12 protein-coding genes, 2 tRNA genes and 6 rRNA genes are annotated in these 24,189 nt (G+C 44.5%); 15 read left to right on the plus strand and 5 right to left on the minus strand.

Going from position 1 to position 24,189, the window contains the following annotated elements:
• Window positions 1-46: 46 nt before the first annotated feature.
• The 4 genes from V6R21_RS29450 to V6R21_RS29465 form a co-directional block, all read right to left on the minus strand.
• Window positions 47-1,021, minus strand: coding sequence for an NAD-dependent epimerase/dehydratase family protein (locus V6R21_RS29450; RefSeq protein ID WP_334247086.1), 975 nt, complete (start codon window positions 1,019-1,021; stop codon window positions 47-49).
• 66 nt (window positions 1,022-1,087) lie between these two features.
• Window positions 1,088-1,837, minus strand: coding sequence for a tyrosine-protein phosphatase (locus V6R21_RS29455; protein ID WP_334247087.1), 750 nt, complete (start codon window positions 1,835-1,837; stop codon window positions 1,088-1,090).
• Window positions 1,838-1,865: 28 nt separating this feature from the next.
• Window positions 1,866-4,328 (minus strand): polysaccharide biosynthesis tyrosine autokinase, encoded by a 2,463-nt coding sequence (locus V6R21_RS29460; protein WP_334247088.1) that lies wholly within the window; start codon window positions 4,326-4,328, stop codon window positions 1,866-1,868.
• A 63-nt stretch (window positions 4,329-4,391) separates the two neighbouring features.
• Window positions 4,392-5,246, minus strand: coding sequence for a polysaccharide biosynthesis/export family protein (locus V6R21_RS29465; protein WP_334247089.1), 855 nt, complete (start codon window positions 5,244-5,246; stop codon window positions 4,392-4,394).
• A 272-nt stretch (window positions 5,247-5,518) separates the two neighbouring features.
• Here V6R21_RS29465 and V6R21_RS29470 point away from each other — a divergent pair, with 272 nt between their 5' ends.
• From V6R21_RS29470 to rrf (V6R21_RS29510), 9 genes are all read left to right on the plus strand, one after another.
• On the plus strand, window positions 5,519-6,232 hold the full coding sequence (locus V6R21_RS29470) for a LytR/AlgR family response regulator transcription factor (protein ID WP_334247090.1): 714 nt from the start codon (window positions 5,519-5,521) through the stop codon (window positions 6,230-6,232).
• Window positions 6,233-6,817: 585 nt separating this feature from the next.
• Window positions 6,818-8,341, plus strand: a 16S ribosomal RNA gene (locus V6R21_RS29475).
• 104 nt (window positions 8,342-8,445) lie between these two features.
• Window positions 8,446-8,519: transfer RNA gene (locus V6R21_RS29480), tRNA-Ala, on the plus strand.
• A 175-nt stretch (window positions 8,520-8,694) separates the two neighbouring features.
• Window positions 8,695-11,506: ribosomal RNA gene (locus V6R21_RS29485) — 23S ribosomal RNA — on the plus strand.
• An 87-nt stretch (window positions 11,507-11,593) separates the two neighbouring features.
• Window positions 11,594-11,705 (plus strand): 5S ribosomal RNA (gene rrf, locus V6R21_RS29490).
• Between the two features lie 394 nt (window positions 11,706-12,099).
• Window positions 12,100-13,623, plus strand: a 16S ribosomal RNA gene (locus V6R21_RS29495).
• A 91-nt stretch (window positions 13,624-13,714) separates the two neighbouring features.
• Window positions 13,715-13,788 (plus strand) — tRNA-Ile (locus tag V6R21_RS29500).
• A gap of 152 nt (window positions 13,789-13,940) precedes the next feature.
• Window positions 13,941-16,752 (plus strand): 23S ribosomal RNA (locus V6R21_RS29505).
• Between the two features lie 87 nt (window positions 16,753-16,839).
• A 5S ribosomal RNA gene (gene rrf / locus V6R21_RS29510) occupies window positions 16,840-16,951 on the plus strand.
• The 16S, 23S and 5S rRNA genes sit together here with 2 tRNA genes alongside, the layout of an rRNA operon.
• A 76-nt stretch (window positions 16,952-17,027) precedes the next feature.
• Here rrf (V6R21_RS29510) and V6R21_RS29515 read toward each other — a convergent pair.
• Window positions 17,028-17,426 (minus strand): VOC family protein, encoded by a 399-nt coding sequence (locus tag V6R21_RS29515; protein ID WP_334247091.1) that lies wholly within the window; start codon window positions 17,424-17,426, stop codon window positions 17,028-17,030.
• 558 nt (window positions 17,427-17,984) lie between these two features.
• On the opposite strand from V6R21_RS29515, the gene V6R21_RS29520 reads away from it, so the two are divergent.
• The 6 genes from V6R21_RS29520 to V6R21_RS29545 all read left to right on the plus strand — a co-directional run bounded on the left by V6R21_RS29520 (window position 17,985) and on the right by V6R21_RS29545 (window position 23,774).
• On the plus strand, window positions 17,985-18,677 hold the full coding sequence (locus V6R21_RS29520; protein WP_334247092.1) for a Crp/Fnr family transcriptional regulator: 693 nt from the start codon (window positions 17,985-17,987) through the stop codon (window positions 18,675-18,677).
• A 198-nt stretch (window positions 18,678-18,875) separates the two neighbouring features.
• Window positions 18,876-20,150: a serine hydroxymethyltransferase gene (glyA, locus tag V6R21_RS29525; RefSeq protein ID WP_334247093.1), complete on the plus strand. Its 1,275-nt coding sequence runs from the start codon at window positions 18,876-18,878 to the stop codon at window positions 20,148-20,150.
• 927 nt (window positions 20,151-21,077) lie between these two features.
• A complete protein-coding gene (locus tag V6R21_RS29530; RefSeq protein ID WP_334247094.1) occupies window positions 21,078-21,341 on the plus strand; it encodes a hypothetical protein in 264 nt (87 codons plus the stop codon).
• 192 nt (window positions 21,342-21,533) lie between these two features.
• Window positions 21,534-22,214: an Ig-like domain-containing protein gene (locus V6R21_RS29535; protein ID WP_334247095.1), complete on the plus strand. Its 681-nt coding sequence runs from the start codon at window positions 21,534-21,536 to the stop codon at window positions 22,212-22,214.
• Between the two features lie 20 nt (window positions 22,215-22,234).
• Window positions 22,235-23,107 (plus strand): hypothetical protein, encoded by an 873-nt coding sequence (locus V6R21_RS29540; protein ID WP_334247096.1) that lies wholly within the window; start codon window positions 22,235-22,237, stop codon window positions 23,105-23,107.
• 109 nt (window positions 23,108-23,216) lie between these two features.
• A complete protein-coding gene (locus V6R21_RS29545; RefSeq protein WP_334247097.1) occupies window positions 23,217-23,774 on the plus strand; it encodes a helix-turn-helix domain-containing protein in 558 nt (185 codons plus the stop codon).
• The last annotated feature ends 415 nt before the right edge of the window (window positions 23,775-24,189 follow it).

Here is a 24,189-nt window from a genome sequence, read left to right on the forward strand (position 1 = left end):
ATTCAGTGCAGAGCAGTAAGTTCTTGCTCTCAAAATATAATAAAATTCAGGTATTATTGTAGTGTTTTCCAACCCACTGCATGGTATCTTCTAGTTTTCGGAACTCATACCCAAATTTGTGCTTTATACGTTGATTGCTGTAGTAATATTTCTTGGCAGTAGATCTGATAAGGTCGTCCGTTATTTTAGGTTCTTTATTAGCCATCCATGCTCTGAACGCCTCTATTTTTACTAATACTTTAGCTAACAATAATGGAAGCTTTTTGTTTGGAGCCTTGGCTCCCAAGTGTTTAGCCATAATAGAAAACGCCTTCCTATACGGAATCGCTTCAGCATTTAGGATAAATCTTTCGCCTGTCGTATTGCTTTGAATCAGCTTTAAAACTATCTCAGAAACATCCCTTACATCAACATAGTTCAGTAAACCAGAAGGGTAATAAGGAGGGTTTTCGGTAATATAGTTAAACACTTTTACACTACTTCTTTGCCAATCACCAACACCCAAAACTACAGACGGGTTAACAATTACAGCTTCCAATCCTTCGGCTATTCCTCTCCAAACTTCTTGCTCTGCTAAGTACTTTGACTCAGAATAAGGAGATGTAAGGTCATCATTTACCCATTTGTTGGTTTCATCTAGTTCCAAAGTGTGTTCAGAAGAGCCAATAGCGGCAATCGAACTGATATGGCAAAACTTCTTAATACCAAGTTCCAACGAAGCATTGACTATATTGGCAGTGCCCTGTACGTTGGTCTTGAACATGTTTTCCTTTTGAGCAGGGTTAAAAGAAACTGTGGCTGCTGCATGGATTACAATATCGGTGCCTTGCATCGCTTCCTGCAAGTTGTTCGGATCCATTATGTTGACATCCGTCCACTCTATTTGCTCAGCAAGACTTCCAAGAGAGGACAAGTCACTATTTTCTCTTTTCAGTGCTTTAATTTTGCCTCCACTGTCTATAATTTTTTGAGCGATATGACTTCCAATAAAGCCAGTGCATCCGGTAATGAAGTATTGCAATTCGTTAAGTATTTAAAAGGTTTTAACTGAATTGATTTAAGGGAGGCTATTGGTCAGGCGTATGACTTAAAGTGAATTATTGAGCAAGTTGAGCGATAACGCCTTATTGTAATAGCGCAATGCTTGAGCCTCTTGAAGACGGTCAGCATGTTTAAGCTTGTGACAATCGCTGCCTATAAAGGAAACAACCCGGTCGTCAATCAGTTTTTCGGCAATATTTTGTGACACTTTAGAATAATATCCCATCAGGGAGAGTGTATTAACCTGCAAATGTACACCTTTTTCTTTCAGTTCTAGTAATTCGGAATAGTTTCTAGAAAGGTAAGTATAGCGTTCAGGGTGAGCCAATACAGGTTTATAACCTTGAGATTGCATCATGAAGACAGCCTTGTCTAGCCACTTGCTTGGGTTCATGTAAGACATCTCGAAAAGCAAATAACGATTTCCGAATGTAAGTAGAGGCTCTTCGTTTTCCAGCTTTTCAATCAGACCTTCATCCAAGTAATATTCAGCTGCAGCTTCAAGTTCTATATCAATACCCTTTTTTAGGGCAGCTTCCCGAAGTAAGTCCAATTGTTTCATGATTATTTCAGGAGTATTCTGATAGAAGTCCATCATGATGTGAGGTGTCAGAATCATTTTCCGATACCCGTATTGGGCAAACTTTGAAAGCATTTCAAGGCTATCCTCAATTGTTTCTGCACCGTCATCAATGCCGGGTAGCAGGTGAGAGTGAACATCCACAGTTAGAGGTGTGATGTTTTCATAAACCTTTGGTTCTTTTTTACTCTTCTTTTTAAAAAATGAAAATAGCATATCTTAACCTTCTTACTTGATGCTGTGGCTATTTACGAAACACTTTATTAAGCAGCTTAGCCATAACACTGCTATTCTTTTCCTCCTTATCATCCTCGTAGTAGCCAGCACCATAATGTTTATCAAAACTATAATAGCCACTGTAGTTGAGTCCTCCATAGCCGTACCCTCCATATCCATAGCCTCCGTAGCGGGCTTTAGTAGGAACAGAGTTTAGAATGACTGAAAGGTTCTTGAACTTTTTAGAATTGAACAGGTAATTGACATTCTCAATAAAGCTGACCTTTGAGTATTCGGCTCTCATGATGTAAATAGGTAAGGTTACATATTTCATTGCAATAATGCTATCTGTAACTAAACCTGCTGGAGGTGTGTCAATTACTATAACATCAAACTGCTCCTGAAGTTTTGTTAATAATTCCTCAAAACGTTCAGACATAATCAGTTCCGAAGGATTTGGCGGTACTGGACCAGCCGTAATATACTTTAATGTATCAATTGCAGTATCGTTGAGACAGTCTTCAATACTTGCTTTGTTGATAAGTAGAGAAGAAATGCCATCTAGGTTATTCCCACCAAAAGCCAAGTGCACTTTAGGTTTCCTTAAGTCAAGGTCAAGTATGACTACCTTCTTCCCTGAAAGGGCAATTACACCAGCTAGGTTTGTAGATACAAAAGTCTTGCCTTCCCCACTGACTGTTGAGGTAACAGAGATAACTCGTTTCTCAGAGTTATTAGTGGTTACCATAAAGTCAAGGTTTGTCCTGATGGATCTGAAAGCTTCACTAATAGAAGACTTAGGATTTTTGTGTACAATCAGCTGAGAAAACTGCATCTGCTGCTTATCGTATTTTGGAATAACTCCCAAAATTGGAATGTTGGTCTTGCGTTCTATTTGCTTGGTGCTATAGATTTTGTTTTGTAGTACATAACGTAACATCACAAGCATTACAGAAAGCAATACACCAAGAGCTCCTCCTATACCAAATACTTTAAGAGGTACAGGTGAGACAGGTACAGGAATGGCAGTAGGAGGGGCGATAATTCGGAAATCTTCTACGGTTCCTGCTTTTGCAATATTGACTTCAATAATCTTGCTGGTGATCATGGAAGCCATTTCCTCGTAGATAGCGAGGTTCTTATTGATTTTCTTCAGTACAGGGTCTCCACCAATATTCTGGTAAAACCGTTTTTGTAAAGCCTGAATTTTAAAGCTCTGTTCTTGTATCTCTTTTTCTAATAAAGTAGTCCTGAACTTAACAACTTCATTAAGCCTTTCTTCAGCCTTGGCTATAAACTCACGGTGTTGTGCCTGAGCAACTGTTTCGTTGGTGTAGGATTGGTTAATCCGTTCCATTCGCTCCTCTATAGTTCGAAGTTCACTGATGATCTCGATAAGTTGTGAGTCTTCCAAAATGGTAGCAATCGCCTCTAAGTAGATAGCGCTTGAATCTGCATCGATCAGTTTGCCTAAATGCTCATAATTTTGGAAAGCGTTCTGAAGCTGTATTTTCCCCCTTTCCATTTCTCGGATCTGCTCCACAATTTCAGCTTGATCACTCAGCTCAGAGAAATGGTCTATGGTTGTATAAGCCTTATAATTCCCTTCATATTTCCCTAGAGAGTCTTTAATCATCCGAAGCTGATTGTTGAGGTACTCCAAGGAGCGTTGATGAACCAGGTTTTTATTGGAGAGTGTCTTTTCTATATAGTTTTGATTGAAAGCTCGAACAATAGCAGTCGCTTTCTCTTTATTGGTAGCTTCAAAGTTTGTGATGAGTGTATTGGCTTTGCGATTATCTACATTCACTACAAGGTTTTTAGCCAAATAGGTTTTGATCTGTTGGGATGTATTTAATACAAACTTATACTTTTGTTGCGGTATGATGTCAACAGAAGGTGTACGGAGCTTTAGTGACAGCTGAAGATCTGTGAGGTTATGTAACTCTCCAAAACTGAGGCGCTGTCCTATCGTCTTATAGTTTACTTCATAGGATAGGAAATAAGAGTCCTTGTCAATGACTTCAACTATAAACGGAATGCCATAAACGGCAGGGTTTAAAACTTGATGGGTCGTAACTTCAAATGGACCGCTGTTAAACAGTTCAGTGTCCATTACTTCCCCAAGAGTGTAATAGCTAACCCTTAAGTTAAGGGAGTCCATTACACCTTCGTACATAATGTCTGACTTTAGTAGCTCCATTTCACCAGCCATATTGACTGATTCATATCCCATATCATTGAAGAAGCTATATTCATCATTCAAAAAGCTTTTTGAACTGCGAACTTCCAGTTTAATGATAGAGTAAGCACGATATACATTTGGTGTCCATCTAAGATATAGATATGCACCTATTAGAGATATTATGAATATAAGGATAACCCACAGGAAATTTTTCGACAAGACAAACTTGAACTTGTCGATATCAAAATCACTGTTGGTTTGATAAGTCTCAATGTCAGGATTTGGGGAATTCGTATGTTCAGACATATACTGAAAACGTATTTATATAAGTAGCATACTAAAAATAACCACAGCTTGACTGCGTGTTCATTAGTTGCCAATTTGATTAATAAGCAAATAGAGAGAAACAACGCCAGTAATAGAAGAAGTAACAGCACCAATAATAGATGTTACATCTCTTAGGTTTTGGGAATCCAGTTTTCTGCGAGGCTCTATATATATAACATCATTGGGGCTAACGTTAATATTTGCCTTACGTAACCCATCTATAGTAGTTAGATCTATAACCTGAACACTTGCTTGCTTAAACCCTTCAACAGGGTCAGGTCTGATGTGCCTAATATTATTCGCTTTTCCGTTTTGTAATACACCACCTACTATTGTGATAACCTCAATGACGGTCATGTTTTCATTCCTGATCGGAACAACTTTCTCACCCAAGGCCCCCATAACGAGCACCCTTTTATTGACATATTGACTAATTACAAAAGGTTCAAGGTAATACTGCTTGTACTCAGATGCTAAAAGGTCATCAACTTCATTGAGAGTAAGCCCTTTTACTTGCTTACGTCCAATAAGGGGAAGGTTTACGTATCCTTCACCATCAACTACATATACTGATGGTGTAGCAGAGTTTTCCATGATTGGAAGTTGGGTGATACTATTGAAGTCCTCTCTGTTTTGTTGTAATTGTTGATTTCTGTTCGACTGACTAACATTGGTTAGAGGAGCGCTTACCTGAAACTCTTTATTAGGATCAATAAGGCGCTCACCTTTGTTAGTAAATACAGAGATAGCCAAATGGTCATTACAGTCTACCAAGTAGTTTTGTGTCGCTTGATTTACTGAAAACTCAAATGCGTTTGGGTTTATATCATTATTTGTCTTGAACAGAATACTTTGTTTAAAAGTACAAGCATTGAATAAAACACTTGTTACAAGCAAAAGTATTACGGGGTATATATTCTTAGTTACTAGATGCATCAATGTTGACTCTAAAAATGGGTAATTACTCCAATTGTATTCTTTTTATCAGTAAAGTATGGTAATAATACAATTGAATACACTCTTTATAACACAATAATGTATGAGATATTTTTTATTATATCTTTGTTAAAACCTATTTAGGTGAAACTTACTTCAAATTAATAGAAAAAACCTGACCGAAATTTAGTGTATAAAGTGGTTAGCGGAAAATTCTTCGAATATTAAATCATATGAGGGTAATTATAATTGATGATGAAAGGCTTGCTCGTTCAGGGATGAGATCTTTATTAGCAAAGTATGACGATGTTGAAGTTGTAGATGAAGCAAACAACGTGGATGAAGCCTTTGATAAAATTATAGCCTTAAACCCTGAGGTGATTTTTCTAGATATTCAGATGCCTGGCAAATCAGCGTTTGAGTTGCTTGAGATGTTACCTCGTACACCTTTAGTAGTTTTTGCTACAGCCTATGATGAATATGCTATAAAGGCATTTGAGACGAATGCACTAGATTATTTACTAAAGCCTATTGAACCAAAACGCTTAGATGCTTGTATAGAAAAATTAAGAGGACAACTCGAAAGCAAGCCTAACAGTCCTGAAGATAGATTAAAAGAAGGGGACAGGGTGTTTGTTAAAGATGGAGAGCGTTGTTGGTTTGTTCAACTTTCGGATATCAGGATGTTTGAGTCGGAAGGAAATTATGTAAAGGTGTATTTTGAAGGAGAAACACCGCTAATTCATCGTTCTCTAAATGCATTGGATGAAAAGTTAGATGATAAAGCTTTTTTTAGAGCAAGCAGAAAGTATATCATTAACCTCAGGTGGATAGATAAGATAGAACCATGGTTTAATGGAGGCTTGATGGTTAAGTTGAAGAATGGTGAAAGTGTCGAAATATCTAGAAGGCAAGCGGTCAAGTTTAAAGAAATGTTGAGTATTTGAAATTAAATACATTGATAATCAGGTAACACTGATCACTCCTATTTAAAATCCTATTATTAATCTTGTGTTAACGGAATGTTTTTCTACCTTTGCACTCCGCAAAACGGGAAACACCCGCAGCGGCCAGCCACTCCAACGGGAGCGGCAATAATGCTTCCTGACAGCGACAATGGATAAGTGAAAATTAATTCACAATGTTGCTTGCAAATAACGGGGAAAAGGTTTTACCTTTGCATCCGCTTCTTTCGGGAAGGTTTTCGAGCTAACGGTTCGGAAATAAAAAATAAAGAAAAGTCTTGGAGTTTTGGTGAAGGTTTTCTTACCTTTGCAGCCGCTTCAAGCGAAAAGGTTCCGGAAGGGTCCACGGAAAAGTCCAAGAAGTTGGATTTTGAAAAGTTCTTTGAGAGGATTTAGGACAGTGGTAAGAGATAAAGCTTTAGGGTTTTATTTCGATCACGCAAAACAAGTACGACAAGACAAGCACAAGCGTCAATTCCAACAATTGAAAAGCAGGAGACAGGTCAGAAAACACGACGACAATTGGAGCTGTTCCTTTCAAGGGGCAGCCCAAGTCAACAATCTCTTACAATGGAGAGTTTGATCCTGGCTCAGGATGAACGCTAGCGGCAGGCCTAATACATGCAAGTCGCGGGGTAGGGTTTCCTTCGGGGAGCCTGAGACCGGCGCACGGGTGCGTAACGCGTATGCAACCTGCCCGCTGCAGGGGAATAGCCCGGAGAAATCCGGATTAATGCCCCGTAGCACTGTTTACCTGCATGGGTGAATAGTTAAAGGAGCGATCCGGCAGCGGATGGGCATGCGTCTGATTAGCTAGTTGGCGGGGTAACGGCCCACCAAGGCCACGATCAGTAGGGGTTCTGAGAGGATGATCCCCCACACTGGTACTGAGACACGGACCAGACTCCTACGGGAGGCAGCAGTAGGGAATATTGGGCAATGGGCGCAAGCCTGACCCAGCCATGCCGCGTGAGCGAAGAAGGCCCTCGGGTCGTAAAGCTCTTTTATAGGGGAAGAACAAGTGGGGTGCGCCCTGCTCTGACGGTACCCTATGAATAAGCACCGGCTAACTCCGTGCCAGCAGCCGCGGTAATACGGAGGGTGCAAGCGTTGTCCGGAATTATTGGGTTTAAAGGGTACGCAGGCGGTCTGTTAAGTCAGTGGTGAAAGTTCACAGCTCAACTGTGAAAGTGCCATTGATACTGGCAGACTTGAGTACCGGAGAGGTAGGCGGAATTCCCCATGTAGCGGTGAAATGCACAGATATGGGGAGGAACACCGAAAGCGAAGGCAGCCTACTGGCCGGTAACTGACGCTCAGGTACGAAAGCGCGGGGAGCGAACAGGATTAGATACCCTGGTAGTCCGCGCCGTAAACGATGAAGACTAGGTGTCTGCCCTTCGGGGTGGGTGCCCAAGCGAAAGTGATAAGTCTTCCACCTGGGGAGTACGCTGGCAACAGTGAAACTCAAAGGAATTGACGGGGGTCCGCACAAGCGGTGGAGCATGTGGTTTAATTCGATGATACGCGAGGAACCTTACCTGGGCTCGAATCCCATTCGACAGGTCTAGAGATAGATCTTTCTTCGGACGGATGGGAAGGTGCTGCATGGCCGTCGTCAGCTCGTGCCGTGAGGTGTTGGGTTAAGTCCCGCAACGAGCGCAACCCCTACCTTCAGTTACCATCGGGTAAAGCCGGGGACTCTGGAGGAACTGCCTGCGCAAGCAGAGAGGAAGGCGGGGACGACGTCAGGTCATCATGGCCCTTACGCCCAGGGCTACACACGTGCTACAATGGTAGGGACAGAGGGCAGCGACATGGCGACATGAAGCGAATCCCAAAAACCCTATCTCAGTTCGGATCGCAGCCTGCAACTCGGCTGCGTGAAGCTGGAATCGCTAGTAATCGCGTATCAGCAATGACGCGGTGAATACGTTCCCGGACCTTGTACACACCGCCCGTCAAGCCATGGGAGTTGGGTGGGCCTGAAGAGGGTGGCCGTAACAGGAGCTCTCAAGGGCAAAACCAGCGACTGGGGCTAAGTCGTAACAAGGTAGCCGTACCGGAAGGTGCGGCTGGAACACCTCCTTTCTGGAGACCGTCCCTGCAGTTGTAGGGGAAGGCGCCTGTGCCGCTGGTTGTACGGCGTGAACACTGTCCAAGTCACTCAAAACAATCCTTGAGATTAGATGACCGGGGGATTAGCTCAGCTGGCTAGAGCGCCTGCTTTGCACGCAGGAGGTCATCGGTTCGACTCCGATATCCTCCACCTCATTTTCCGGGTATTCCCTTCAAGTTTCAGACGAGAAACAGGACAAGGGAGACCGCAAGACGGAAAAGAAAGGTTCTTTGACATACTGCCAAATTAAAAAGCAACGAGGCCTGCCTGCCGCAGTTGATGCTGATTGTTCGGTATTGACGGCAGGCGGCAAGAAGAAAAGCAAGAGAAAGTAATAAAGGGCGTACAGTGGATGCCTGGGCTTCCAGAGGCTATGAAGGACGCGACAAGCTGCGAAAAACTTCGGGGAGGTGCACATGACCCTTGATCCGAAGGTATCCGAATGGGACAACCCACCATGCTGAAGGCATGGTTTTAGAGCCAACGCGGGGAACTGAAACATCTAAGTACCCGCAGGAAGAGAAAACAAGAGTGATTCCGCAAGTAGTGGCGAGCGAACGCGGAGAAGCCCAAACCGTCGGTGTTACGGCACTGTCGGGGTTGTAGGGCTTGCATAATGTGAAGACACGGAACTGGAAGGCGCTGGAAAGCGCCGCCGCAGAGGGTGAGAGTCCCGTACAGGCAATGTGTTGATCAGGCAAGTACCCTGAGTAGGGGGGAGCCGGTGAAACTCCCTCTGAAGCAGGCAGCACCATCTGCCAAGGCTAAATACTCCTGGAAGACCGATAGCGAACAAGTACCGTGAGGGAAAGGTGAAAAGCACCGTGAATAACGGGGTGAAATAGATCCTGAAACTGTACGCCTACAAGCGGTCGGAGCCCATCAGTTGGGTGACGGCGTGCCTTTTGCATAATGAGCCTACGAGTTGCACCTCACCAGCAAGGTTAAGTTCTTCAAGGGACGGAGCCGCAGCGAAAGCGAGTCTGAATAGGGCGCCATAGTTGGTGGGGGCAGACGCGAAACCGTGTGATCTACCCATGGCCAGGGTGAAGACGGGGTAACACCCGTTGGAGGCCCGAACCAGTTGACGTTGAAAAGTCTTTGGATGAGCTGTGGGTAGGGGTGAAAGGCCAATCAAACTCGGAAATAGCTCGTACTCCCCGAAATGCCTTTAGGGGCAGCGTGGGGTGTTTTCTTGCGGAGGTAGAGCTACCGATTGGACTAGGGGGCTTCACCGCCTACCGAATCCAGACGAACTCCGAATGCCGCAAGATTAAGCCCTGCAGTGAGGGCTGGGGTGCTAAGGTCCCAGTCCGAGAGGGAAAGAACCCAGACCGCCGGCTAAGGTCCCCAAATCTGTGTTAAGTTGAACAAAGGAAGTGCAGTCGCGGAGACAGCCAGGATGTTGGCTTGGAAGCAGCCATTCATTTAAAGAGTGCGTAACAGCTCACTGGTCGAGTGACAGCGCATCGATAATAATCGGGCATTAAACACAGTACCGAAGCCGCGGACTAGCAATAGTGGTAGGGGAGCATTCTACGGGCATCGAAGCCGCATGGTGATGTGTGGTGGAGCGCGTAGAAAAGCAAATGTAGGCATAAGTAACGATAAAGAGGGTGGGAACCCCTCTCGCCGAAAGACCAAGGTTTCCCGGGCAACGCTAATCGGCCCGGGGTCAGTCGGGACCTAAGGCTAAGCCGAAGGGCGATGCCGATGGCAAGCGGGCAAATATTCCCGCACCCGCATGGCAACGAAAGTGACGGAGTGTGTGACTCCTCGCGCAGTGACGGAATACTGCGTTGAAGGACTCGTCCGACAGTACTGCAAACCCTCGGGGGCGCAGATAGCAGGGGGAGCACGCTTCCAAGAAAAGCAAGCCATGCGGCCCGTACCGCAAACCGACACAGGTGGTTGGGTTGAGCATACTAAGGCGCTCGAGTGATTCATGGCTAAGGAACTAGGCAAAATGGTCCTGTAACTTCGGGAGAAAGGACGCCTCCTCCTTCGGGAGAGGCCGCAGTGAAAAGGCCCAGGCGACTGTTTAACAAAAACACATGGCTTTGCGAAGTTGAAAGACGATGTATAAGGCCTGACACCTGCCCGGTGCCGGAAGGTTAAGGGGGGACGTTAGCGTAAGCGAAGCGTTGAACCGAAGCCCCGGTAAACGGCGGCCGTAACTATAACGGTCCTAAGGTAGCGAAATTCCTTGTCGGGTAAGTTCCGACCTGCACGAATGGTGTAACGATCTGGGCACTGTCTCGGCCATGAGCTCGGTGAAATTGTAGTCGCGGTGAAGATGCCGCGTACCCGCAACGGGACGAAAAGACCCCATGAACCTTTACTGCAGCTTAGCATTGGCTCTGGGTAAGTGATGTGTAGGATAGGCGGGAGACTGTGAACCGGGTTCGCCAGGATCCGGGGAGTCGCCCTTGAAATACCGCCCTTTGCTTGCCTGGTGTCTAACCCTTAACGGGGGACATTGCTTGGCGGGTAGTTTGACTGGGGTGGTCGCCTCCAAAAGAGTAACGGAGGCTTTCAAAGGTCCCCTCCGTACGGTCGGCAACCGTGCAGAGAGCGCAATGGCACAAGGGGGCTTGACTGTGAGGCTGACAAGCCGAGCAGGTAGGAAACTAGGACATAGTGATCCGGTGGTTCCGCATGGAAGGGCCATCGCTCAAAGGATAAAAGGTACTCTGGGGATAACAGGCTGATCTCCCCCAAGAGCTCACATCGACGGGGAGGTTTGGCACCTCGATGTCGGCTCGTCACGTCCTGGGGCTGGAGAAGGTCCCAAGGGTTGGGCTGTTCGCCCATTAAAGTGGCACGCGAGCTGGGTTCAGAACGTCGTGAGACAGTTCGGTCTCTATCTGTTGTGGGCGTAGGAAGCCTGAGGAGTTCTGACTTTAGTACGAGAGGACCGAGTTGGACGAACCTCTGGTGCACCGGTTGTTCCGCCAGGAGCATTGCCGGGTAGCTATGTTCGGATGGGATAAGCGCTGAAAGCATCTAAGCGCGAAACCCGCTCCGAGATGAGGCTTCCCTTAAAGGGGTGTTGTAGATGACAACGTCGATAGGCTGCAGGTGAAAGGGTTGAGAGACCCGGGCCGAGCAGTACTAATCCCCCGTGACTTTCCTTCGCTTTTCTTCTGCCCGCAAGGCGGGCAGGCCTCCAGGCAGTATGGTACTATAAAAATCAAAGAAACAGAAAGCCTTTCAAAAGCCTTCATGGCGGTGAGAGCGCGGGTGAACACCTCTTCCCATTCCGAACAGAGCAGTTAAGCCCCGCAGCGCCGATGGTACTGGGATAACACCCGGGAGAGTAGGTCACTGCCAGTCTTATACCAAGGGAATGGTTTTCCTTTAGCGAAAAAGCGTAAAACCATTCCCAATTTTTTCCTTCATACGAGAAGGGGAAATAAAACAAAAAAAGTAGCGAAAAGTGCTTGCAAACAAAAAAGGTTTTCTTACCTTTGCAGCCGCTTCAAGCGAAAAGGTTCCGGAAGGATCCACGGAAAAGTCCAAGAAGTTGGATTTTGAAAAGTTCTTTGAGAGGATTTAGGACAGTGGTAAGAGATAAAGCTTTAGGGTTTTATTTCGATCACGCAAAACAAGTACGACAAGACAAGCACAAGCGTCAATTCCAACAATTGAAAAGCAGGAGACAGGTCAGAAAACACGACGACAATTGGAGCTGTTCCTTTCAAGGGGCAGCCCAAGTCAACAATCTCTTACAATGGAGAGTTTGATCCTGGCTCAGGATGAACGCTAGCGGCAGGCCTAATACATGCAAGTCGCGGGGTAGGGTTTCCTTCGGGGAGCCTGAGACCGGCGCACGGGTGCGTAACGCGTATGCAACCTGCCCGCTGCAGGGGAATAGCCCGGAGAAATCCGGATTAATGCCCCGTAGCACTGTTTGCCTGCATGGGTGAATAGTTAAAGGAGCGATCCGGCAGCGGATGGGCATGCGTCTGATTAGCTAGTTGGCGGGGTAACGGCCCACCAAGGCCACGATCAGTAGGGGTTCTGAGAGGATGATCCCCCACACTGGTACTGAGACACGGACCAGACTCCTACGGGAGGCAGCAGTAGGGAATATTGGGCAATGGGCGTAAGCCTGACCCAGCCATGCCGCGTGAGCGAAGAAGGCCCTCGGGTCGTAAAGCTCTTTTATAGGGGAAGAACAAGTGGGGTGCGCCCTGCTCTGACGGTACCCTATGAATAAGCACCGGCTAACTCCGTGCCAGCAGCCGCGGTAATACGGAGGGTGCAAGCGTTGTCCGGAATTATTGGGTTTAAAGGGTACGCAGGCGGTCTGTTAAGTCAGTGGTGAAAGTTCACAGCTCAACTGTGAAAGTGCCATTGATACTGGCAGACTTGAGTACCGGAGAGGTAGGCGGAATTCCCCATGTAGCGGTGAAATGCACAGATATGGGGAGGAACACCGAAAGCGAAGGCAGCCTACTGGCCGGTAACTGACGCTCAGGTACGAAAGCGCGGGGAGCGAACAGGATTAGATACCCTGGTAGTCCGCGCCGTAAACGATGAAGACTAGGTGTCTGCCCTTCGGGGTGGGTGCCCAAGCGAAAGTGATAAGTCTTCCACCTGGGGAGTACGCTGGCAACAGTGAAACTCAAAGGAATTGACGGGGGTCCGCACAAGCGGTGGAGCATGTGGTTTAATTCGATGATACGCGAGGAACCTTACCTGGGCTCGAATCCCATTCGACAGGTCTAGAGATAGATCTTTCTTCGGACGGATGGGAAGGTGCTGCATGGCCGTCGTCAGCTCGTGCCGTGAGGTGTTGGGTTAAGTCCCGCAACGAGCGCAACCCCTACCTTCAGTTACCATCGGGTAAAGCCGGGGACTCTGGAGGAACTGCCTGCGCAAGCAGAGAGGAAGGCGGGGACGACGTCAGGTCATCATGGCCCTTACGCCCAGGGCTACACACGTGCTACAATGGTAGGGACAGAGGGCAGCGACATGGCGACATGAAGCGAATCCCAAAAACCCTATCTCAGTTCGGATCGCAGCCTGCAACTCGGCTGCGTGAAGCTGGAATCGCTAGTAATCGCGTATCAGCAATGACGCGGTGAATACGTTCCCGGACCTTGTACACACCGCCCGTCAAGCCATGGGAGTTGGGTGGGCCTGAAGAGGGTGGCCGTAACAGGAGCTCTCAAGGGCAAAACCAGCGACTGGGGCTAAGTCGTAACAAGGTAGCCGTACCGGAAGGTGCGGCTGGAACACCTCCTTTCTGGAGACCGTCCCTGTAGTTGTAGGGGAAGGCGCCTGTGCCGTTGGTTGTACGGCGTGAACACTGTCCAAATCTAATCTCACAAAAGTGAGGGCGCGTAGCTCAGGTGGTTAGAGCGCTACACTGATAATGTAGAGGTCGCTGGTTCGAGTCCAGCCGTGCCCACTCACTCCTTGTGTATCCCCTTGATTTAAAGGGGATACGTTCTACAAGGGAAAGGTTCTTTGACATACTGCCAAATTAAAAAGCAACGAGGCCTGCCTGCCGCAGTTGATGCTGTTTACGGTATTGACGGCAGGCGGCAAGAAGAAAAGCAAGAAAAAGTAATAAAGGGCGTACAGTGGATGCCTGGGCTTCCAGAGGCTATGAAGGACGCGACAAGCTGCGAAAAACTTCGGGGAGGTGCACATGACCCTTGATCCGAAGGTATCCGAATGGGACAACCCACCATGCTGAAGGCATGGTTTTAGAGCCAACGCGGGGAACTGAAACATCTAAGTACCCGCAGGAAGAGAAAACAAGAGTGATTCCGCAAGTAGTGGCGAGCGAACGCGGAGAAGCCCAAACCGTCGGTGTTACGGCACTGTCGGGGTTGTAGGGCTTGCATAATGTGAAGACACGGAACTGGAAGGCGCTGGAAAGCGCCGCCGCAGAGGGTGAGAGTCCCGTACAGGCAATGTGTTGATCAGGCAAGTACCCTGAGTAGGGGGGAGCCGGTGAAACTCCCTCTGAAGCAGGCAGCACCATCTGCCAAGGCTAAATACTCCTGGAAGACCGATAGCGAACAAGTACCGTGAGGGAAAGGTGAAAAGCACCGTGAATAACGGGGTGAAACAGATCCTGAAACTGTACGCCTACAAGCGGTCGGAGCCCATCAGTTGGGTGACGGCGTGCCTTTTGCATAATGAGCCTACGAGTTGCACCTCACCAGCAAGGTTAAGTTCTTCAAGGGACGGAGCCGCAGCGAAAGCGAGTCTGAATAGGGCGCCATAGTTGGTGGGGGCAGACGCGAAACCGTGTGATCTACCCATGGCCAGGGTGAAGACGGGGTAACACCCGTTGGAGGCCCGAACCAGTTGACGTTGAAAAGTCTTTGGATGAGCTGTGGGTAGGGGTGAAAGGCCAATCAAACTCGGAAATAGCTCGTACTCCCCGAAATGCCTTTAGGGGCAGCGTGGGGTGTTTTCTTGCGGAGGTAGAGCTACCGATTGGACTAGGGGGCTTCACCGCCTACCGAATCCAGACGAACTCCGAATGCCGCAAGATTAAGCCCTGCAGTGAGGGCTGGGGTGCTAAGGTCCCAGTCCGAGAGGGAAAGAACCCAGACCGCCGGCTAAGGTCCCCAAATCTGTGTTAAGTTGAACAAAGGAAGTGCAGTCGCGGAGACAGCCAGGATGTTGGCTTGGAAGCAGCCATTCATTTAAAGAGTGCGTAACAGCTCACTGGTCGAGTGACAGCGCATCGATAATAATCGGGCATTAAACACAGTACCGAAGCCGCGGACTAGTAATAGTGGTAGGGGAGCATTCTACGGGCATCGAAGCCGCATGGTGATGTGTGGTGGAGCGCGTAGAAAAGCAAATGTAGGCATAAGTAACGATAAAGAGGGTGGGAACCCCTCTCGCCGAAAGACCAAGGTTTCCCGGGCAACGCTAATCGGCCCGGGGTCAGTCGGGACCTAAGGCTAAGCCGAAGGGCGATGCCGATGGCAAGCGGGCAAATATTCCCGCACCCGCATGGCAACGAAAGTGACGGAGTGTGTGACTCCTCGCGCAGTGACGGAATACTGCGTTGAAGGACTCGTCCGACAGTACTGCAAACCCTCGGGGGCGCAGATAGCAGGGGGAGCACGCTTCCAAGAAAAGCAAGCCATGCGGCCCGTACCGCAAACCGACACAGGTGGTTGGGTTGAGCATACTAAGGCGCTCGAGTGATTCATGGCTAAGGAACTAGGCAAAATGGTCCTGTAACTTCGGGAGAAAGGACGCCTCCTCCTTCGGGAGAGGCCGCAGTGAAAAGGCCCAGGCGACTGTTTAACAAAAACACATGGCTTTGCGAAGTTGAAAGACGATGTATAAGGCCTGACACCTGCCCGGTGCCGGAAGGTTAAGGGGGGACGTTAGCGTAAGCGAAGCGTTGAACCGAAGCCCCGGTAAACGGCGGCCGTAACTATAACGGTCCTAAGGTAGCGAAATTCCTTGTCGGGTAAGTTCCGACCTGCACGAATGGTGTAACGATCTGGGCACTGTCTCGGCCATGAGCTCGGTGAAATTGTAGTCGCGGTGAAGATGCCGCGTACCCGCAACGGGACGAAAAGACCCCATGAACCTTTACTGCAGCTTAGCATTGGCTCTGGGTAAGTGATGTGTAGGATAGGCGGGAGACTGTGAACCGGGTTCGCCAGGATCCGGGGAGTCGCCCTTGAAATACCGCCCTTTGCTTGCCTGGTGTCTAACCCTTAACGGGGGACATTGCTTGGCGGGTAGTTTGACTGGGGTGGTCGCCTCCAAAAGAGTAACGGAGGCTTTCAAAGGTCCCCTCCGTACGGTCGGCAACCGTGCAGAGAGCGCAATGGCACAAGGGGGCTTGACTGTGAGGCTGACAAGCCGAGCAGGTAGGAAACTAGGACATAGTGATCCGGTGGTTCCGCATGGAAGGGCCATCGCTCAAAGGATAAAAGGTACTCTGGGGATAACAGGCTGATCTCCCCCAAGAGCTCACATCGACGGGGAGGTTTGGCACCTCGATGTCGGCTCGTCACGTCCTGGGGCTGGAGAAGGTCCCAAGGGTTGGGCTGTTCGCCCATTAAAGTGGCACGCGAGCTGGGTTCAGAACGTCGTGAGACAGTTCGGTCTCTATCTGTTGTGGGCGTAGGAAGCCTGAGGAGTTCTGACTTTAGTACGAGAGGACCGAGTTGGACGAACCTCTGGTGCACCGGTTGTTCCGCCAGGAGCATTGCCGGGTAGCTATGTTCGGATGGGATAAGCGCTGAAAGCATCTAAGCGCGAAACCCGCTCCGAGATGAGGCTTCCCTTAAAGGGGTGTTGTAGATGACAACGTCGATAGGCTGCAGGTGAAAGGGTTGAGAGACCCGGGCCGAGCAGTACTAATCCCCCGTGACTTTCCTTCGCTTTTCTTCTGCCCGCAAGGCGGGCAGGCCTCCAGGCAGTATGGTACTATAAAAATCAAAGAAACAGAAAGCCTTTCAAAAGCCTTCATGGCGGTGAGAGCGCGGGTGAACACCTCTTCCCATTCCGAACAGAGCAGTTAAGCCCCGCAGCGCCGATGGTACTGGGATAACACCCGGGAGAGTAGGTCACTGCCAGTCTTATACAAGCACAAAGCCTTGCACATATCAATATGTCGCAAGGCTTTTTTTATTATCAATTTTTGATTTCTTTCCTTCAGCTATTCCATAAATTGCTTTCGATTATTTCTAAGACATGTCCATCAGGGTCTTCAAAATAAAATGACTTTCTATTATGACTCCAAGGCCATACTTGTTCATGCGTGATATGGATACCAGCATTGGAAACTTTATCTTTCCAAGCATCATAGTCTCCCTCATTAGCTTCGAATGCCATATGTATTTTGCCACTACCGTAATGTGGAGGAAGGGTTTCTTCCTGCCGAGTGACTTCAGCAATGAAGCATAGTAGAACGGAAGTTCCAGCTCTAAAAAATATATGTCTATTTGCAACTGTCGAAATAATGGGTAAGCCTAGTTTATTATGATAGAAGTCTTCGGTTAATGTTAAATCTTTGACGTAAAGACATGTTTCAGTAATCTGTTTGAAGTGCATAAATATCACGGATTATGAAGTAAACAAGTAGATTATTGTGAAGTAAAGGCTTACTAATAGGATTTTCCGAAAAGAGGCTAACTAAATGAGAGAAGTCATGAAGTTAAAAGACTTTTATCATAATAATAGGGAATTTTCTGCCCTACATTTGGTATGGATAATTCTGATAATATACTGACACAGTCAAGGGCTTTCATAGCTTTTGGCTGTGTTTTTTAAGCTATTTTGTTTCTATTTTTAATTCAGTAACAAAGACTTTTCTACTCAGAACAATAACAAGGTATGAAGTAGTTCAGAATCTAAGTTGTCTTCCTCTTTTCCCTTTCACTCAATATTCTATCCTAATTTAGAACACTTTCAAGAATCCAATAAAATATTAATATGGTTATCAATATCATATGTATGGTAAAATAGGATTTTCCATATTAAACTATATTACTTGTTTACTTTTCCTAATATTTATTTGAAAATATATCTTAAAAAGAAGGAGTACAGCTTTTTAAGTCCCTGATTCTTGTCTAATTTTAGGGTATTATCAGAATTTATCCACGACATACGATGATGAAATTGACACAACCTGCTTGTAAGTTTTGCAAGGGGAGTGAAAGTTCTTTATTTTCTTGCTGTACACCGGAAGAACACGAAAAACTCGGCCTAGCAAAAAGCTGTAATTTCTACAAAAAGGGACAGCCAATTTTCCAGGAAAATTCTATGCCAGTAGGCCTTTACTGTGTAAGTGAAGGTTTGGTGAAGATCACTAAACTTGGAAGCAATGGTAAGGAGCAGATATTGCGAATCGCCAAACCTGGTGATATTTTTGGCTATCAGTCCCTCATCAAAAACAGTCGTTATAAAGCCTCCTCAATAGCTATCGAAGACTCATCCATTTGTTTTGTACCTAAATCTCAGTTCAATGAGCTGTTGACTAATAACAAAGCTTTTTACGATGGAATCATGCGTCTTTTATGTGATACGATTGAAAGTGCTGAAACGAAAATTACAGACATTGCCTACAAGCCAGTAAGAGGTAGAATAGCGGAAGCGCTTATTCTATTGGACAGAGCTTTTGAAGGCAAAGAACACATCACACTTACTAGAGAAGACTTAGCTGGACTTGTTGGAACGGTTAAAGAAACCGCAATCAGGATTATTTCAGAATTCAAACATGAAAAGCTGATTGAAATCAACAAGCGAAGTATCAAAGTCATCAATCAGGAAGGCTTGATGAAAATCAGTCACCTGTATGATTAAAGGAAAAGAATTAAATCTAAAATCCACTGCAACTGAGGTTCGGTGGATTTTTTTGTTGCCTGATATTGTAAATTTTAAAAAGTAAAACACTCTTCTTTTTCTAGAATGTTTAGCTTTGTGCTTGATTTTGTTTAGGTCATCTAGCTGTTAGAATCAGAAAACTGAAGAGAAAGCAGCAAGTAAATTAGCATACCCGATATGAAAAGAGACGAAAAAATCTTTGAACTGATTGAGAAGGAAAAAAACAGACAAATTTCCGGTATCGAATTGATCGCTTCTGAAAACTTTACATCTCCTCAAGTAATGGAGGCAATGGGAAGCGTACTTACAAACAAATATGCGGAGGGACTTCCAGGTAAGCGTTACTATGGAGGTTGTGAAGTTGTGGATGAAGTGGAGTCTCTAGCAATTGAGAGGGTAAAAGAACTATTTGGTGCTGAATGGGCAAACGTTCAACCGCACTCAGGCGCTCAGGCGAATGCAGCAGTAATGTTGGCTGTTTTGAAGCCTGGTGATAAAATTCTAGGTTTTGACCTTTCTCATGGTGGTCACCTGACGCATGGTTCTACTGTGAACTTCTCAGGTAAACTTTACCAACCATCTTTCTATGGTGTAGAGCAGGAAACTGGCTTGATCGATTGGAACAAGGTTGTAGAAAAGGCAAGACAAGAGAAGCCTAAGATGATCATCTGTGGAGCTTCAGCTTACTCAAGAGAGTGGAATTATAAGGCTCTTCGTGAAGTAGCTGATGAAGTAGGAGCTCTCTTGTTGGCTGATATTTCACATCCATCAGGACTGATTGCTAAAGGTCTGTTGGATGATCCTTTGAAGTATTGCCACATTGTAACATCTACAACACACAAAACACTTCGTGGTCCAAGAGGTGGTGTGATCATGATGGGTAAAGACTTTGAAAACCCTTGGGGATTGAAAACACCAAATGGAAAGACTAGATCAATGTCTTCTTTACTTGACTCTGGTGTATTCCCTGGTACACAAGGAGGTCCATTGGAGCACGTAATTGGTGCTAAGGCGGTTGCTTTTGGGGAAGCGCTTTCTGATGATTACTTGAAGTATGTACAACAAGTACAGAAAAATGCTAAAGTAATGGCAGAGCACTTTATCGCAAAAGGTTATGATATCATCTCAGGAGGTACTGATAACCACTTGATGTTGATTGACCTACGTTCGAAAGGACTGACAGGTAAGTTGGCTGAAAATACATTGATTAAAGCTGATATTACAATCAACAAAAACATGGTACCATTTGATGACAAATCTCCGTTTGTAACATCAGGTATGCGTATTGGTACAGCTGCAATTACTACTAGAGGCTTGAAAGAAGCTGATATGAGTAGAGTAGTGGATTATATTGACAGAGTACTGGTTAACCATGAAAAAGATGCTGAAATCGAAGCAGTAAAGAATGAGATTAACGAGTGGATGAGACAGTATCCATTATTTAATGCTTAATCTAGTTTTGATAAGCTTATAATATATAAAAAGGTTTCTCCTGCCAGTTGTGTTGGAGAAACCTTTTTTATTAAGCGAATAATCAGTTTGTTACTTTTTGAGGGCAGCTTTGACTGAGCTGTTCAATAAACTCCTCTTCTTTTTTGTCCTTTTTTCTTCCCTTGATCATAGAAATAGCAATACTTACTAGCTGTACCATGCAGACTAGAAAGAGTACAAGAAAAATGATATTCATGTTTCTTCAGTTGGTTTTTGATTGGATTCAGACTAGAATCAGTTATTCTTTTAGAAAGATAGATGATATACTGATTGTTCGAATATGGTAATATTTTTTGTCTTAACCCAATTAAAATCAATAAGTAGGCTATTAAATTTATCCAATAAAATAAAATAAATATTCAATGAATGAGCTCTTATGTAATAGAAAGAACCTCTCTTCTATTAGCTGTTTATTCAAAATGTTATTGGATGTGCTCTTCATATTGCATGAGGGTAAGGTTGCACTTGAGCTTCATTCATTCTCAGAAGGGGGATTGGATATTGGAATCGTACTTGGATATGAACTAGTTGAAAAATGAAACACTCAAAATGCAAAAATATCTTTCAGTGGTATAAAAACAGAGAGATAGTAGCTGATTCCTAGAATAAATACAGAGATTCTTAAGACAAAAAAGGTGTTTTAATGTCATCTGTAACAAAAGTTATCGAATTACATGGTTTTTGAACCAAAACATTACCTGCACAGTGTTGATGCATGGGGGAAGTGTTGAAATTGATTATATTAATTTGAAGTAGTTACATAATCGACAGTCAAAGTATGTAAAAGCGATTAACCTCTTACTTGTGTAATGTTCTGCCTTAACCTAAGAGCATTACCAAACATCAACAACCACTATGATAATTCTTTAATTAACCCTCTACCTAATTATGAGTAATCTAAAAAACATTAACCGAAACAAATTGAGAATTAACACGAGGCATAAGTATGAGCAGGACTTAGCCAAAAGAAAGATGGAGTTGCAGCAGCTGGAAGATATGATTGCGGATTATGACAGTCACCTTAATAACAATACTTACGCATTGCAGGAGAAACGTCGCTTATTAAACAAAAAGCTTAAACTGGAGCGGATAATCATGGAGATCACACAAATCAAAGATAACCTGAGTGAAGGAGATAGTAAGGCAGTTTGATACAGGTAAAAACAAAAAATATAAGGTGAAACTACTGGGGTGGTTTCACCTTTTTTATGTCAAAAATGAAGTGAGTTATCACAGAAGTATCACATAAACTTAATAATTTAAAATTCTGATAAACAGTTGATTATTATTTCATATCATTAAATAGAATTTTACCTGATATATAAAATGTTGACTGGAATTAGTATGAAAAACCCTCTTTATATATTAATACTTTTGATGTTGTTGTGGCTGTCAGGGTGCATTGGTGATGATATCATTCAAGACCGAGTGGAAGAAAGGGTAGTAATAGTTGATTTTGTAGACTCATTGAGTTTAGAGGCTACCTATCAATTCAAAGCAGAGTATCAGGATTCGACAGGAGTTGTAGGAACAAATGAGATTGAGTGGCAGAGTAGTGATACAAATATCGCTATTGTAGATGCTGCTGGTAATGTAAAAGGAGTGTCAGAAGGAACCACAATGATCTTGGCTCAAGCGACTGGACAGCAGGTTTTGTCTGACTCTGTCATGTTGGTGGTAAGTAATGAGTTGGAGGACAGTGTAGGCATGGCTTCAAGAGAGGGTCAAATTGTAAGTACCTCCTCTTATGAATTAAAAGGAAGCTTTAAGGTGGAGTCAATAAATGGAGGAATACTTATCTCGATTGATGATACTTATAAAGCAACAGATGCCCTTCCGGGACTCTATTTATACTTGTCAAATAATCCTTCTACAATAGCAGGTGCATTAGAAATAGGTCCTGTTCAGGTATTTGAAGGAGCTCATACTTATACAGTACCAGAGGTGACAATAGGTAGTTATGAATACCTACTTTATTACTGTAAGCCATTTAATGTTAAAGTAGGAGAGGGACAGATCCAATAACCAATTAAAAGATTGAGAAAATGAGAGCCTTAATAAGGTATACCGTCGCTATTTTATTCTTTTTGATAGTATCAGCACCTGTTATGGGTGGAGGACCTTGGCCACAGAAAAAAGGACATGGTTACTACAAACTTTTTCAGTATTGGGTGATTGCAGATAAGCATTATACTGATACAGGAGAAACAGACCCAAATGTAACGACAGGTTATTTTAGTACCAGTTTGTATGCAGAATATGGAATCAGTGGCCGTCTAACAGGTGTTGTTTATTTTCCTTTTTTTGCCCGAACCTATTATAACAATACCATTTCAGCTACGACAGGTGAGGAAATAATCCCTGGAGATGATTTAAATAGTGTAGGAGATATAGACCTAAGCTTGACATATGGGTTGTTGGTAAATAAGCCAATAGCCATGAGTGCTACATTATTATTGGGAATTCCTTCTGGAAAAACAGATGGAGGAGAATTGGAGACACTTCAAACAGGTGACGGAGAGTTTAATCAGATGATTCGCCTAGATGTGGGAAAGGGTTTTACGGTAAATAAGGTAAATATGTATACTTCTGCTTATGCTGGATTTAACAATCGTACCAATGGGTATTCAGATGAGTTTAGATATGGGTTTGAGGCAGGTGCTACATTTTGTAACAGCAAGCTGACAGGTATTGCAAGATTTATAGGAATAGCGTCTTTTCAGAATGGAACAGCGACAGCAGCTTCAGATGGAGCCAGTCTTTTTTCAAACAATGTTGAGTACTTGACTTTCTCTCCAGAGTTGGCATATCATTTTAATGAAAACTGGGGTGTTTCAGTAAATTATAATACGGTCTTTTTTGGCAAACTGATCATGGCTAATCCTGCATATTCGGTAGGGATCTTCTTACAGATATAATGAGTTGCTTAATATTGACAAAGGTACAGTAAGTTCTGCTTAGGTATCTCATTCATAAAAGAGTGCAGGATCATATATCTTTGTTTATTAAAAACCTATAAATACCATTATGCTTCAGTACCACCAGCGAATGATCATCTATTATGGAATTAAAGAAGAGCTATCCGATTCAGCGATTGCAAGAGAAGCTGGTGTCCATAGGTCTACGGTGGGACGTGAAATCAAAAGAAATGGAGGAAGGGAGCATTATCATTATAAACTGTCTGCCGAGTATGCGAAAAAGAACCAACAAGAAGCTATGGCATCCAGAAAGGTAAAAGGTGGTGGGATAGTAACAGGAACAAGTATAGAACCAAAGCATGAGATCTGGCTTTTTCATACTTACAACCATATAAGATGGCAAGATAGAATAGTACAAGTTTCAACGACAATTCCTGAGTTGTTTTTGAGGTTCCGGTTTAGGACAGAAACGAGCTTTATTTTAAGTGATATATCTAGCTACATTGAAGGAAATATTATGATCAATGAGCCAAAGCTCAGTTGTGTTGTTGTTTATAATAAGGCAGAGAAACAGATAGCAGATAATAGTACTAAGGTTAAGTATGTACAGGATTGTCCTGTAACTAAAAAGTTATGGTATAAAAAGTATAATATATTGAGTATCTAAGAGAAATGTATATAACCTACATTTTTTGGGAGGTATATTTTCTGGTTAGGAGGAAATAGGACTCTTTTTTTAAGAGGAAAAACTGGAGATATCTGAAAGAAAAATGACCTGTTGCAATTTAACAGGATGAAACCGTCCGACACTTTTTTGTGTTGGACGGTTTTTTTATTTGACATTATAAAAAGGTTCACCCAAAAAAAGGTCTTCCATCAGAAAGAATGGAAGACCTTTTTTTGTGAGAGAATAATAATAAAGTTAAAAGGTTTTAGTATGTCGCTTTTTTACAATGAAAACTAAGAAAAGGTTGGTTACATTTAAATACACAAAGCAATTGATAAGACACTAGGTAAAGAAACGCCTCTATCAATCAATTCAATTATTCGCTTTCAATTATACATTAGAAATTATCATGGTT

The organism is Limibacter armeniacum, assembly GCF_036880985.1.
Taxonomy (GTDB): Bacteria; Bacteroidota; Bacteroidia; order Cytophagales; family Flammeovirgaceae; genus Limibacter; species Limibacter armeniacum.